The organism is Adlercreutzia sp. St.1H8, assembly GCF_059728655.1.
In genome coordinates this window covers 1,928,690-1,940,531 of the sequence record NZ_AP039376.1, presented here as the reverse complement: position 1 = coordinate 1,940,531, position 11,842 = coordinate 1,928,690, and the positions used below count along the sequence as shown (strand labels likewise).

Genomic DNA, 11,842 nt, shown 5'->3' with positions numbered 1-11,842 from the left:
CGCGCCTGGCTCCCCCCGGCCCGCCCGCGCTTGGCGACTGCGCCCGGCGGCCCGCGTCCGGTGGCCCCCCGGTCGGCGACTGCGCCCGGCGGCCCGCGCCCGGCGCCCCCCCGGCCGCCCGCGTCCCGCGTCCTTTGCTGGCGCCTTGCGCGCCCCTTCCTCTTGGCGGCGGGCCCCTCTCGGATCTCCGGGTTTCTTCCTGGCGGGTGTTTCACGTGAAACACCCGACTTTTTTCTTGACACTGTGCATAGGTGTATATATGATGTGTATATAGGGTATATACACTATTCACGATTCTCCGTCGTCCGGGACGCCGAGCGCGGGGGATCCGACCGAACGGGCGCGCGCCGCGTCGGCGCCGACCGGGAGGAGGCACCTTGGACATCATCGTATCGAACGCCAGCGGCGAGCCCATCTACGCGCAGATAGCGTCCCAGATCAAGGGCGCCATCCTCGCGGGCGAGCTGGGGGAGGGCGAGTCCCTGCCCTCCATCCGCGCCCTGGCCAACGACCTGCGCATCAGCGTCATCACGACGAAGCGCGCCTACGCCGAGCTGGAGGAGGCGGGCTTCATCGACACCGTGCAGGGCAAGGGCTCGTTCGTGGCCGGCGGCAATCTGGAGCTGCTGCGCGAGGAGCGCCTGCGCCGCGTGGAGTCGCTCCTGTCCCAGGCCGTGGCCGAGGCCGCATCGGCCGGCATCGCGCCGGAGGAGCTGCACGCCATGCTCGACCTCATGGCAGAGGAAGGCTGAGCGGGCCCGGCCCCGCACGCCGCCGCAGGATAAGGCAAGAAAGCGAGACACGCATGGACTATCTGATAAGAGTGGACGACCTGGAGAAGCGCTACGGCGACTTCGCGCTCCAGGACGTGAGCCTGGCCGTGGAGCCGGGATCCGTGGTGGGCTTCGTGGGCTCCAACGGAGCCGGTAAGACCACCACGCTCAAGGCCATCCTGGGGCTCATCGTCCCCGATGGCGGCGTCATCGAGCTTCTGGGCGAGCCGGTGGCGGGCCCCGGGGCCCGCGCCCGCGCCCAGGTGCTCGACGCCGTGAAGGCGCGCATCGGCGTGGTCTTCGACACCTGCGCCTTTCCTGCCACCTGCCGCGTGGCGGACGTGGGGGCTATCGGGCGGGCGGCCTACCCCACGTGGAGCCGCCGTCGCTTCGAGGAGCTGTGCGAGGCCTTCGGCCTGGCGCCCAAGAAGACGGTGAAGGAGCTCTCCCGCGGCATGGGCATGAAGCTCACCCTGGCCTTCGCCCTGGCCCATGACCCGGAGCTGCTCGTGCTCGACGAGGCCACGGCGGGCCTCGATCCCCTGGCCCGTGACGAGGTGCTCGACATTCTGCGCGGCTTCATGGCCTCGGGCGACCGCGGCATCCTCATGTCCACCCATATCACCTCCGACCTGGAGAAGATCGCCGACGAGGTGGTGTGCATCGACGCGGGCCATCCCGTGTTCTCGCTGCCCAAGGACGTCATCTGCGACGAGGCCGGCGTGGCCCGCTGCCGCGCGGGCGAGCTGGAGGAGGTGCTGGGCTCCGGGGCGCTCGCGCCGGGCGCGGCGCGCGTCCTGCGCCACGACTACGGCGTGGACGTGCTCGTTCCCGACCGCTTCGCCTTCGCCCGCGCCTTCCCCCAGGTGCCGGTGGACAAGGCCTCCATCGAAGACTATATGACGCTCATGCTGAAGGGAGAGGCCCGATGAAGACCCTCGTAATCTCCGATTTGGTCACCATGCGCAGCGCGCTTGCGCAGATGGCGGGCATCTGCCTGCTGGTGTACGTGTTCATCTCCTTCGCCACCCAGAGCATCGTGGCCGGAGCCGCCGCGGTGGCCGTCATGGTGCCGTTCATGTACTTCTTCACGGTGAGCGCCTACGACGAGACCCATAACTGGGAGCTGTTCCGCCTGACGCTGCCGATGACGCGGCGCCAGGTGGTGTTCGGGCGCTATGCGAGCCTGCTCGTGGTGATCGCCGCGTCGCTTGCGGTGAGCTTCGCGTTCGGCGTGCTCTTGGCCCTGGCAGCCGGGGCGCTGGCCGGTTCGCTGGGCGTCGTCGTGCCGGAGGGGCTGCTGCCCCAGGGGGACTTCGTCCCGGTCATCTTCGGCGCTGCGGTCATGCCCGTGGTGATCATGCTGGTGGCCTGCTCGTTGGCGCTGCCGCTGGTCCTGCGCTACGGCGTGACGAAGGGGACGCGCCTGGTCCCGGTGGCCGTGGTGCTGATCATGGCCTTCGCCATCTACCTGGTGGGGGACGGAGGCCTGGGCGCGGGGGCGCTGGAGGGCCTGGAGGCCTGGCTCGCCCAGGGGTCGAACCTGGCCGTGACCTGCGGGCTTTCCGTGGCAGCGTCGCTCGTGCTCTGCGGAGCGAGCGCCTGCGTGGCCGCGCGGCTCTACGAGCGCCGCGAGCTGTAGCGCGCCGAACGCGACGAGGGCCCCTGCCTGGCGCGCGGGGCGCGGCGGACGTCGGGGGCCGCCGCGCGCCAGGCGGTGGACGCGGGGCCCGAACGGCGGGCGCGGCGAGCGGCGAAGGCCGTAGCGGGCGCGGCGCCCGGGCGCGGTTCAGGAGGGCGCAGCCCCCGCTGGCTGCGTGTTTTGGCGCGTGACGCGCACGATGGCCGGCCGGCGCATGGCATCCGCGGCGCCGGCCGTCCTGGCGCGCCGTCTTTCGCGGTAACGGATGTTTCACGTGAAACAACGCGCCCTCGCGGTCGGCCGCTTCAAGCGCGGGCGCGGACGAGCGCCTCGGCTTTCAAGTAGAAGGCCTCGGAAAAGCTGTGCCGGTGTAGGGGCGCGTGCTCGGCGCCGCGGGCGTCAAGCAGGCCGCTTTCCTCCTCTTCGGGGTTTCCCTGCTGAGCGCCTCTGCGAGGGCGGGGAGGGCTGAAGGGCCCCGCGGCCAGCGAAGGTGGGCGTCGCCAGCCTTCACGTGGAGTCGCGGCGTGTCCGTCGGCTCGGATAGGCGCGCGAGGAACGAGAATCCCGCGCCGTAGTCGCGTGCTTCGAAGGACGTGCGTCGGATGCGGCGGGATCCCGGGAACGCGGGCGACAACCCCGAGGTCGCGGCAGGGCGCCAGATGCTCGCCGGCCTCATCGCGCTTCTGGCCGCGCTCGTCTGCGCAGGCCTTCCCCGCTCCGGCTCTCTCGGCGTCTCGTGCCGCAGCGGGTGCCCGAGCGGCGCCTCGTGCGCATCAACGCGCTCGACCTGATGATCACGGGCGCGTCATCTCTGGCCGGCCCCGCGTTCGGCGTCTTCCCCTCTGCGACCTCGGTGCTCGGCCGCGCTGCAGGCTGATGCCGCGCTCGCCGTCGCCTGCGCGTGCCTTGCGGCCGCGCCGCCCCTGCCCACGGGCCGAGCGCCGACGCATCCCGCGGAGTCGTCGCCGATCTGCCGGTTGCGCGGGCTGCTCATCCGCGGGGCGTGGCGGTCGGCCGAAGGGCCGCCGCGACGGCCTCGCGTCGCAGGCGTGCGAAACCGGGAGCCAAAGTGGCCAAAAATGACGACCTGACGACGACGGTGGGAACGAGGGGAGCGAAGCGCTTGAAGAAAGCCCTGGTCACGAAAGGCTCTCTCGGCAGCAGGAGCCCGCAACTATGAGGAAGGGACCTTATTAGAAGCCGATTCTGTCGTCAGGTCGTCATTTTTGGCCACTTTCTCGGCATTTTCCGTGCGGCGGTCGGCTTCGGCGGTCGCGGGAGAGCAGCAGCCCGGCGACGGTGAGCGCCATTCCGGCCAGCACGGCCGGCGAGAGGGGCTCGCCGAGAACGACGGCGGCGCAGGCGGCGGTAACGGCCGGCACCAGGTAGATGTAGGTGCTCGTGACCACCGCGCCCAGGTGCTTGACGGCGTATCCCCAGGTGACGAAGCAGGCAGCGGAGGCGATGAGACCCAGGAAGAGCAGGTTCGCCGCGTTCACGGGCTCCACGAGCGACGCGGGCTGGGGCGCGTCGCCGCCTAGGAGCACCGCCGGCGTCATGAGCAGCAGGCCCCAGGCGAAGGTGCGCTTGGTGGCGGCGATGGTCTCGTAGCCGCCGGCGGCCAGGCGCGCCACGAGCAGGGAGTACGCCGCCCACACCGCGGCCGCCGCCAGCGCCAGCGCGCAGCCGACGAGCGCCCCTGCGTCGAGCGCTGCCGCCGCGGCGCCCGGTGCCGTGGTGCCGCGCGTCCAGAGCGCGCCGGGCGCATCGGCGAAGGAGGTGACGGGCCCGGCGTCTGCCGCCCCCGCACCGGCCTCGGCCCCGGCCACCGCGCCCTCGCTCGCCGAACCCGCCAGGCTCACGAGCAGGACGCCCGCCATGGCCAGGGCGAACCCTGCCAGGAAGCGCGGCGAAAGCGTCTCGCGCTGTCCGCGAGCGGCTGCGATGAGCGCGGTGATCAGCGGAGATGTGGTCACGATGACGCCCACGGCGGTGGCGCTGGCGAAGGTGAGCGCCATGTTCTCCAGCAGGTAGTAGGCGGCCACGCCGGTGAGGCCGGCCAAGGCGAACAGCCCCTCGTCCCGGCGGCTGGCCACGTGCAGCACGCGGGGCCGCAGCGCGCAGAGGGCGACCAGGCCCAGGGCGAAGCGGATGAGCAGGATCCACTGGGGCGCCAGGTCGGCCAGGAGCACCTTGGTCGAGACGAAGGTAGTCCCCCAGACGAAGATGGTGGCGAGCGCCAGCAGGTGCGCCTTCATCGGGCGTCCTCCCGCGGCGTGCGCGGCTGGCGGCGCGCCGGTTCGCTGCCGAGGGACGCGCCCGCCGCAGCCTCGTTCCCCGCCGGCCCCTCGGGCGCCGAGGAACCCGCCGCCCCCTCCTCCCGGACGGCGCGGCGGTAGGCGGCCGGCGTGAGGCCCAGGCGGTCGCGGAAGGCGCGGGTGAGGTGCGCCTGGTCGCTGAAGCCGCAGGCCTGGGCGGCCTCGGCTGGCGTGGCGCCGGCGGCGAGCAGCGCGCGGGCGTGCTCGACGCGCTGCGAGGCGAGGGCCTGCATGGGGGTCAGCCCGAAACGGCGGCGCCACGCGCGCACGAGCTGGTAGCGCGACATCCCGGCGCGGGCGGCCAGGTCCTCCAGCCGCACGGCGTCCCCCAGATGGCGGCGCAGGTAGGCAGCCGCCCTGTCGAGGCCGTCGGGGCAGCCGGCGGGCGCGTGGGGGGACGGCTCTGGCGACGAGCCCGCCGAGGCGGCGGCACGCGGCTGGTCCTGGGGGTCGCCGCCGGCCGGCCGCCCCTCGGCGCTCCGTGGTGCGCCGAGGTCGTCCGCCTCCTCGCGCAGCGCGCCGAGCAGCAGGCAGAGCGTCTCCTCCGCCAGGGCCTCGTCACCCGTCTCCAGCGCGTCGAGCGCCTCGTCGGCGAGCCGCCCCAGCCCCTCGTCGCGCAGCACCGGGCCGCGCAGCCGCACGTCGCGCGCGCCCGTGAGCTCCTCGACCAGGCCGCGGCCTAGGGCCATGCTGTCGTAGGCGAGCGGCTCGGCGCCCTCCTGGGCGCAGCCGTGGACATCGCCGGGGTTGAGGACGAGCAGGTCCCCGGCGCGCAGCGCGAGGTCCTCTCCGTTGCAGGTGAGCGCCCGCCGCCCCGCCCGCACGGCGCCGATGACGTAGGCGTCGTGGACGTGCGGGGAGAAGGGCCGCGAGAAGGCCTGGTAGCGCCGCAGCTCTCCGTCGAGCGCGCCGCAGCGCGCCGCGCGCCCGTTCGTCCCCGACGCGCCCCCGGCGCATCCGGGCTCGGTCTCTCTGGTCATGGCGCTATCCCTCCTCCGCTGGTTCGAGCGTCTTATGCTACGCCTTCGCCCGGCGGCGTCTTGAATGATATTGCGCGCGGCGCCTCGGCCGGCGTGGGGGACGGCGCGTCATCGCGAAGGTGACGGAAGTGAAAGGCGCGCGCAACGGGGGTGCAAGGGGCGCGGCGTAGAGTGGGGAGCATGAAAAGAGGGCCGCCTGGGCGGCTCGCGGAAAAGGAGGATGCCATGGACAAGATGAACGCCATCACCCGGTCGCTTACCGATAGCGCCGCCTTGTTCCTCATGCTGGTCACCGCGTTTCTCGGCGGTGACGAGGCCTACGTCTAGGCCGGCGGGGCGGGGTGAGCCGGGCGCGCGGGCGGCCGGCGCCCGCCGACCGGAGGCAAGCCTGCTTTGCATCGGCTCTCGTACAGCGTTGACCTGGGGAAAGATGATGCATGCCCCAGTCGGAGCCGTGAGGGGGAACGGCTCGATTCCGCGCGCCGTGACCCCCGTGCTCCGCTCGCCGCCCGCCGCGCCCTGCGTCGCCCTATTCCGCGCCACGCGTCGTCCACGCGCCCTGTCCTCCCGCACTGCGCCCTGCGTCGCCTGCGCATCGCGGCTATTCCCTCTGGGCATGGGGGTGCGTGCGGATTGTGATTTGGCCCATCTAGGGCCGGCGGCCTACCATGGGGGGGCGTCGGGCGAGGCGAGAGGAAGGGGCTGTCATGTGCTATCCCTGCGTGAACTGCGGAAAGTGCGGCTCGTCCCTGCCGCCGGCCACGGTGCGCTGCCCGCGCTGCAAGACGGAGCTCACCCCCGAGCACCCGCGCTGTGCCGCCTGCGGCTGGACGCTTCCCCTGCCGCCCGGCGCATCGGCGCTCGCCACGACGCCAAAGCCCTCCTCCTCGGCGGTCCGTCCCTAGCGGATCCTCCTCCCAGGCGGAGCTGCGCGCCGGCCTCTTGCAGCGGATCTGGCGGAAAATGGCCATCTGCTTCGAAATTCCGAGGCAATCCGCCCCGCTGGCGCGCCAGCGCGCTGATCCGCATCGGCGCGACCTGGGCAAACGCGCCCTGAGGCGCTGGCAAGGCGGCCTGGGGGAGTCGGGAAGCTCGGAATTTCGAAGAAAATGGCCAAAAAACGCGCCCCGCCGTGCGCGTCCGCGCGCCTCACGCTCCCACGCTCCTGCGCGCCCCACGCGTCCGCGCGCGCCCCACGCTCGCGCCCCGCGCCCCGGCGCTACAGCCCCACGGCGATGTCGCTCAGGTAGCGGGCCGTGGCGGAGCGCTCCACGTTGCCGGCCACCACCTTCTCCACCGTCTCGAGGAACCGGTCGATGGCCAGCTTCTCGTAGTCGCTGCGGAACAGCAGGTACGACGTGATGCAGGCGCGCTCGTCGTCGATGGGGCGGCTCGTCATGTCGCGGTGCATCTGCAGCAGCTGCGAGTTGGCCACGGCCTCCGACACGAGGAACACGGCGTTGCGGTCCTGGGTGTTCATGAAGAACTCGTTGAGCGAGTCGCTTGAGTAGGTCTGCAGCGTGGGCTTGGTGCCGAGCGTCTTGAGGAACAGGTCGAGCACCGCGTAGCGCATGGGGTCGAAGCTGCGGGTGGCCGTCATGTTGATGGGCACGTGGAGCAGGTCGTCCAGCATGATGGACTCCTTGCGCGTCAGGGGGTGGTGGTCCCCCATCCACACGTGCAGGCGCTCCTGGATGACGGGGAAGAAGATGAGGTCCTTCTTCTCGCTCACCTGCTCGATCCACTCGATGCTGTTGCAGTCCACGGTGAGTGCGATGTCGATCTTGCCCTGCTCGAGCAGCTCCACTGACTTCTTGCCCTTCTCCTGGTAGTACTTCGTGAGGACGTAGGGGTTCTCGCGCTTGAAGCGCATGACCGACTTGAAGAGGATCTCGCTCATGGCGTCCATGACGTAGGGCTCCTGCACCACCAGCTCGACGATGTCGTGGGAGGCGATCTCCCGGGCTCGGCGCAGGGCGTCCTTGTAGGCGTGGTGGACCTGGATGGCGTCCTCCAGGAAGGCCGTGCCGGCCGGCGTCAGCTCCAGGCGCTTGCCGCGCTTGAGCAGGTCAACTCCCAGCTCCTGCTCAAGCTCGAGGATGTGCTTGCTCAGGTTGGGCTGGGAGGTGTGGAGGTTGGCGGCCGCGGTGGTGAAGTTCAGGTAGTGCGTCAGGACGATGTACTCGTACAGCGACTCTATCTTCATCCAGCGATCCCCTCTCTCCGGCCGGTGCGTCATTCCATTCTAGCATCGGGAATACCTGGCGTCCCGAGGCGCCGAACATCCGAATGGCACCTATGCCGACTCGGAATGGACACGGCTTCCAACTATGCCGAAACACCGTGAAGGCTATGCCGTTTGGGCTGATCACGGCCGTGTGATCTGACTTTGGTTCATGCCCCGCCCGTTTCCTATAGTGCCGAGGAAGAGGGCTGGGAGAGGTGCGAGGCGCGCCCTTTGCGCCGCCGCCCTCCCGGCCGATCGCCGGGTCGCCCCGCCGCCGAGCGCACGGGTGATGCGGCCTTAGGAGCTTAAGGAGAGAGGAGCGTTTGGATGAGACAAGGAATGAACCCTGATCTCTATCGCGAGGAGTGGCAGTGGCAGGAGGGCGACGTCACCGTCACCCGCAGCTGCCAGTGGTCGGGCCCCGGCTGCCACCAAGGCTGCAACGTCTTGTTCTACACCAAGGACAACAAGCTGGTGAAGATCGAGGGCGACCCGCGCAGCCCCGTCAACGACGGCCGCCTGTGCATGCGCTGCCTGGCCATGGTGGAGGCCGTCAACCACCCCGACCGCATCCTGCACCCGCTGCGCCGCGTGGGCGAGCGCGGCGAGAACCGCTGGGAAGAGATCACCATGGACGAGGCCTACGCCATCATCGCGGAGAAGGCCCGCGAGGTGACCGAGGAGTACGGTCCTAAGTCCATCGTCACCGGCATCGGCACCGGCCGCAACGCCACCTGGCAGACCTCCTCGCTGGCCTTCGCCGGCTTCAAGACGCCTAACGACACCGCGGGCATGCTCTCGGGCGACTGCTGCTACACGCCGCGCCTCCAGGCCATGAACGCCATCTTCGGCTCCGACTTCATCGCTGACTGCGCGCAGCTCTCCGCCGAGCGCTTCGACGACCCGGAGTACCGCCGTCCCGACGTCATTCTCAACTGGGCCTGCAACCCGGTCGTCTCCAACGCCGACGGCTTCTTCGGCCACTGGATCGTCGACTGCATGCAGCACGGCTCCAAGCTCTTCGTCGTGGACACCCGCGTCACCTGGATGGCCGCCCACGCCGACATCTTCCTGCAGCTGCGTCCCGGCACCGACGCCGCCGTGGCGCTCGGCATCTGCAACATCATGATCCAGGAGGAGCTCTACGACAAGGACTTCTGCGACAAGTGGGTCTACGGCATGGAGGCGCTTGCCGAGCGCGCCGCGCTCTACACCCCCGAGGTCGTCGAGAAGATCTCCTGGGTCCCGGCCGCCAAGATCGTCGAGGCCGCCCGCTACCTGGGCGCCGCCGGCACCGTGGCCCTGCAGTGGGGCCTGCCGCTCGACCAGACCAAGTGGGCCGTGGGCGCGTCGCTGGCCGTGGCCGCCGTCGAGGTGCTCACCGGCTCCATCGACGTGCCCGGCGGCTTCGTGAACGTCAAGTACGGCCACGTGCAGTCTGACATCCGCGAGAACATCTGCAAGGGCATGGGCAAGCAGGTCCGCGAGGGGCGCCTGGGCGACGGCAAGTACGCCCTGCGCACCGTGGGCTTCGGCCCCCACTCCATGGGCGACGACATCCTGCTGGCCATGGAGACCGGCGAGCCCTATCCCATCAAGATGGGCTTCCTCTGCTCCACCAACAGCTTCATCAACATGGCCGGCGAGTCCAAGCGCGTCTACGAGGCCTGGCAGAAGGTGCCCTTCGTGGTGGTGTGCGACCTGTTCATGACCCCCACGGCCGCCGGCTGCGCCGACATCGTGCTGCCCATCGCCATGGGCTGCGAGCGCTGGGGCATCCGCGCCTGGTTCACCCCTCTGCGCGCCATCAACAAGATCCTCCAGGCCGGCGACGCCCGCGGCGACGAGCAGATCATGCTCGAGCTGGGGCAGATCCTCAACCCCGACATGTTCTTCTGGGACTCCGTGCCCGAGATGAACGAGTACGTGATGAAGAACCTCTCCTCGATGCCCTTCGACATCACCTGGGAGGAGCTGCAGGAGAAGACGCTCGTGTACCCCAAGTTCAAGTACCGCAAGTACGAGACGGGCGACATGCGCTTCGACCACCAGCCCGGCTTCAACACCACCACGGGTCGCATCGAGCTGTACTGCACCATGTACGACTCCGCCGGCATCGACCCGCTGCCGCACTTCAAGGAGCCCACGTGCAGCCCCATCTCGCAGCCCGAGGAGGCCAAGGAGTTCCCGTTCGTGCTGACCACCGGCCGCCGCAGCTGGGAGTTCTTCCACAGCGAGCACCGTCAGCTCAAGTCCATGCGCGAGTTCCACCCCTGGCCGCTGTGCGAGATCAACGACGTTGACGCCGCCGAGCTCGGCATCAAGGACGGCGACTGGGTGTACCTGGAGAACCAGTTCGGCAAGATCAAGCAGAAGGCCGTGGTGACCCCCGGCCAGCTCAAGGGCACCATCATGGCCGAGCACGGCTGGTGGTTCCCGGAGCGCTCCGGCAAGCTGGCCGACGGCCTGTTCGGCGCCTTCGACTCCAACATCAACTGCCTCACCGTCCAGAACGACATGGCCACCGCCGGCTACGGGTCGTCCTACAAGACGCAGATGTGCAAGGTCTACAAGGTGACCGACGGCACCGAGCCCAAGGGCGACATGCCCGAGAACGTGGGCCGCAACCAGTTCGAGATCGTCGAGAAATAGAGAAGGGAGGCAGAAGGCATGAACGGACTGCTCATCGACTACAACTTCTGCACCGGCTGCCACTCCTGCGAGATGGCGTGCAAGGTGGAGCACGGCTTCGCGGAGGGCGAGTGGGGCATCAAGCTGACCCAGCAGGGCCCCGACCAGCTGCCGGACGGCTCGTGGGAGTACAACTACATCCCCACGCCTACCGACCGCTGCGACCTGTGCGCCGAGCGCGTGGGGGAGGGGCGCCTGCCCACCTGCGTGCACCACTGCCAGGGCCTGTGCATGTACTACGGTCCGGTGGAGGATCTGGCCCGTCAGATGACGTCGTCGCACATGGTGCTGTTCACCCCGTGCGAGCAGTAGGAAAGGAGCTGGGAGAATGACCCTGGATCAAGTGACCGAGTCCTACGGCGACCTTATCGCCGACTGGTACTGCGTCGAGGCCTACATCGGCCCGGACGGCGCGCTGTACTACCGCTATGACGCCGCCGAGCCGGTGACCGAGCCCGGCCAGATCACCTTCAACAAGGTGGCCGAGGTGGGAGCCGAGCCCGTGGCGGTGTCCTCCGTTGAGTTCCACGAGGCCCAGAAGGGCACCAAGCTCAAGTAGCAGCGCTTTCGAGGAGCGGGACGGCCGGGCGCCCGGCCGTCCCGTGCAGGATACGAGCCCGAGGAGGGGTTTTCCATGGAACGCGATGAGATTCTCGAGAAGTACGCCACCATGCTGGCCGCCGAGTCGACCGTCGAGGCCTACGTGCTGGACGGCGCGCTGTACTACCGCTACGAGTGGCTCAACGAGGTCGAGATGATGCCCGAGATCGTCTACTACCGCCTGGACGGCACCGAGGCCGACGGCGAGAAGGGCGAGATCGTGCCCCTGGGCCGCTACTACAAGGCCCAGAAGGGCGGAGAGAAAGTCAAGTAAGGCCCCGCCGGCCCCGTGCCGGCGGCGCGCAACGAGCCGGCGCCTGAGCGGGCGCCGGCGTGAAGGAGGAAGACAACCATGTGCTTTAGACCCGCAGACTCCCAGGCAGCTACCAAGACGTGCCCCCAGTGCGGAGCTGAGAACGGCTACTTCGAGACCGCGTGCAAGGAGTGCGGCGCGCCCCTGGCTTCCGCCGGCGCTCCCGCGGCCCCCGGTGCCCCCGGGCGTCCCGGCGCCCCGGCGGCCCCCGGCGCCCCCAAGGCCCCGGGCGCTCCCGCGGCTCCCGGAGCCCCCAAGGCCCCGGGTCAGAACTAGGCTTCCCCTGAGGTTGCGCTG

The 11,842-nt window shown here is 69.9% G+C and carries 12 protein-coding genes; 9 read left to right on the top strand and 3 right to left on the bottom strand.

Annotated features, from left to right (window positions below; all coding sequences use genetic code 11):
• Positions 1-378 precede the first annotated feature (378 nt).
• Genes AC6I0Y_RS07650 through AC6I0Y_RS07640 form a run of 3 tightly spaced genes read left to right on the top strand, consistent with a single transcriptional unit; the run spans position 379 to position 2,416 of the window.
• On the top strand, positions 379-753 hold the full coding sequence (locus tag AC6I0Y_RS07650; RefSeq protein ID WP_160710205.1) for a GntR family transcriptional regulator: 375 nt from the start codon (positions 379-381) through the stop codon (positions 751-753).
• A gap of 53 nt (positions 754-806) precedes the next feature.
• Positions 807-1,706: an ABC transporter ATP-binding protein gene (locus tag AC6I0Y_RS07645; RefSeq protein WP_160710206.1), complete on the top strand. Its 900-nt coding sequence runs from the start codon at positions 807-809 to the stop codon at positions 1,704-1,706.
• Positions 1,703-2,416 carry an ABC-2 transporter permease gene (locus AC6I0Y_RS07640; RefSeq protein WP_497730683.1) on the top strand — a complete coding sequence of 238 codons (714 nt, stop codon included), beginning with the start codon at positions 1,703-1,705 and terminating at the stop codon, positions 2,414-2,416. The genes AC6I0Y_RS07645 and AC6I0Y_RS07640 overlap by 4 nt, the downstream gene beginning before the upstream one ends.
• Before the next feature lie 1,220 nt (positions 2,417-3,636).
• Here the strand turns inward: AC6I0Y_RS07640 and AC6I0Y_RS07635 are convergent.
• Both AC6I0Y_RS07635 and AC6I0Y_RS07630 read right to left on the bottom strand, forming a co-directional pair.
• Positions 3,637-4,674: a DMT family transporter gene (locus AC6I0Y_RS07635; RefSeq protein WP_497730680.1), complete on the bottom strand. Its 1,038-nt coding sequence runs from the start codon at positions 4,672-4,674 to the stop codon at positions 3,637-3,639.
• On the bottom strand, positions 4,671-5,714 hold the full coding sequence (locus tag AC6I0Y_RS07630) for an AraC family transcriptional regulator (protein WP_497730678.1): 1,044 nt from the start codon (positions 5,712-5,714) through the stop codon (positions 4,671-4,673). Before AC6I0Y_RS07630 ends, AC6I0Y_RS07635 begins: the two co-directional genes overlap by 4 nt.
• 707 nt (positions 5,715-6,421) lie before the next feature.
• Between AC6I0Y_RS07630 and AC6I0Y_RS07625 the strand changes: the two genes are divergently transcribed.
• Positions 6,422-6,619, top strand: a complete 198-nt coding sequence (locus AC6I0Y_RS07625; protein ID WP_497730675.1) for a hypothetical protein — start codon at positions 6,422-6,424, stop codon at positions 6,617-6,619.
• Between the two features lie 314 nt (positions 6,620-6,933).
• Here AC6I0Y_RS07625 and AC6I0Y_RS07620 read toward each other — a convergent pair whose 3' ends face one another.
• Positions 6,934-7,920, bottom strand: a complete 987-nt coding sequence (locus tag AC6I0Y_RS07620) for a LysR family transcriptional regulator (protein ID WP_497730672.1) — start codon at positions 7,918-7,920, stop codon at positions 6,934-6,936.
• Between the two features lie 348 nt (positions 7,921-8,268).
• Here AC6I0Y_RS07620 and AC6I0Y_RS07615 point away from each other — a divergent pair, with 348 nt between their 5' ends.
• From AC6I0Y_RS07615 to AC6I0Y_RS07595, 5 genes are all read left to right on the top strand, one after another.
• Positions 8,269-10,593, top strand: a complete 2,325-nt coding sequence (locus tag AC6I0Y_RS07615) for a molybdopterin-dependent oxidoreductase (RefSeq protein WP_497730669.1) — start codon at positions 8,269-8,271, stop codon at positions 10,591-10,593.
• An 18-nt stretch (positions 10,594-10,611) separates the two neighbouring features.
• Positions 10,612-10,944, top strand: coding sequence for an oxidoreductase (locus AC6I0Y_RS07610; RefSeq protein WP_497730667.1), 333 nt, complete (start codon positions 10,612-10,614; stop codon positions 10,942-10,944).
• A 16-nt stretch (positions 10,945-10,960) separates the two neighbouring features.
• The gene (locus AC6I0Y_RS07605; RefSeq protein ID WP_497730664.1) at positions 10,961-11,191 is read left to right on the top strand and encodes a hypothetical protein; all 231 of its coding nucleotides are present in this window, start codon (positions 10,961-10,963) and stop codon (positions 11,189-11,191) included.
• 75 nt (positions 11,192-11,266) lie between these two features.
• Positions 11,267-11,506 (top strand): hypothetical protein, encoded by a 240-nt coding sequence (locus AC6I0Y_RS07600; RefSeq protein ID WP_497730661.1) that lies wholly within the window; start codon positions 11,267-11,269, stop codon positions 11,504-11,506.
• 78 nt (positions 11,507-11,584) lie between these two features.
• The gene (locus AC6I0Y_RS07595) at positions 11,585-11,821 is read left to right on the top strand and encodes a hypothetical protein (RefSeq protein ID WP_497730659.1); all 237 of its coding nucleotides are present in this window, start codon (positions 11,585-11,587) and stop codon (positions 11,819-11,821) included.
• Positions 11,822-11,842: the final 21 nt, after the last annotated feature.

Excerpts from the sequence above, each read along its gene's own strand:
- AC6I0Y_RS07605 (WP_497730664.1), top strand. The coding sequence starts at position 10,961 with ATGACCCTGGATCAAGTGACCGAGTCCTACGGCGACCTTATCGCCGAC.
- AC6I0Y_RS07630 (WP_497730678.1), bottom strand. The coding sequence starts at position 5,714 with ATGACCAGAGAGACCGAGCCCGGATGCGCCGGGGGCGCGTCGGGGACG.
- AC6I0Y_RS07595 (WP_497730659.1), top strand. The coding sequence starts at position 11,585 with ATGTGCTTTAGACCCGCAGACTCCCAGGCAGCTACCAAGACGTGCCCC.
- AC6I0Y_RS07625 (WP_497730675.1), top strand. The coding sequence starts at position 6,422 with ATGTGCTATCCCTGCGTGAACTGCGGAAAGTGCGGCTCGTCCCTGCCG.
- AC6I0Y_RS07620 (WP_497730672.1), bottom strand. The coding sequence starts at position 7,920 with ATGAAGATAGAGTCGCTGTACGAGTACATCGTCCTGACGCACTACCTG.
- AC6I0Y_RS07645 (WP_160710206.1), top strand. The coding sequence starts at position 807 with ATGGACTATCTGATAAGAGTGGACGACCTGGAGAAGCGCTACGGCGAC.
- AC6I0Y_RS07635 (WP_497730680.1), bottom strand. The coding sequence starts at position 4,674 with ATGAAGGCGCACCTGCTGGCGCTCGCCACCATCTTCGTCTGGGGGACT.
- AC6I0Y_RS07600 (WP_497730661.1), top strand. The coding sequence starts at position 11,267 with ATGGAACGCGATGAGATTCTCGAGAAGTACGCCACCATGCTGGCCGCC.
- AC6I0Y_RS07640 (WP_497730683.1), top strand. The coding sequence starts at position 1,703 with ATGAAGACCCTCGTAATCTCCGATTTGGTCACCATGCGCAGCGCGCTT.
- AC6I0Y_RS07610 (WP_497730667.1), top strand. The coding sequence starts at position 10,612 with ATGAACGGACTGCTCATCGACTACAACTTCTGCACCGGCTGCCACTCC.
- AC6I0Y_RS07615 (WP_497730669.1), top strand. The coding sequence starts at position 8,269 with ATGAGACAAGGAATGAACCCTGATCTCTATCGCGAGGAGTGGCAGTGG.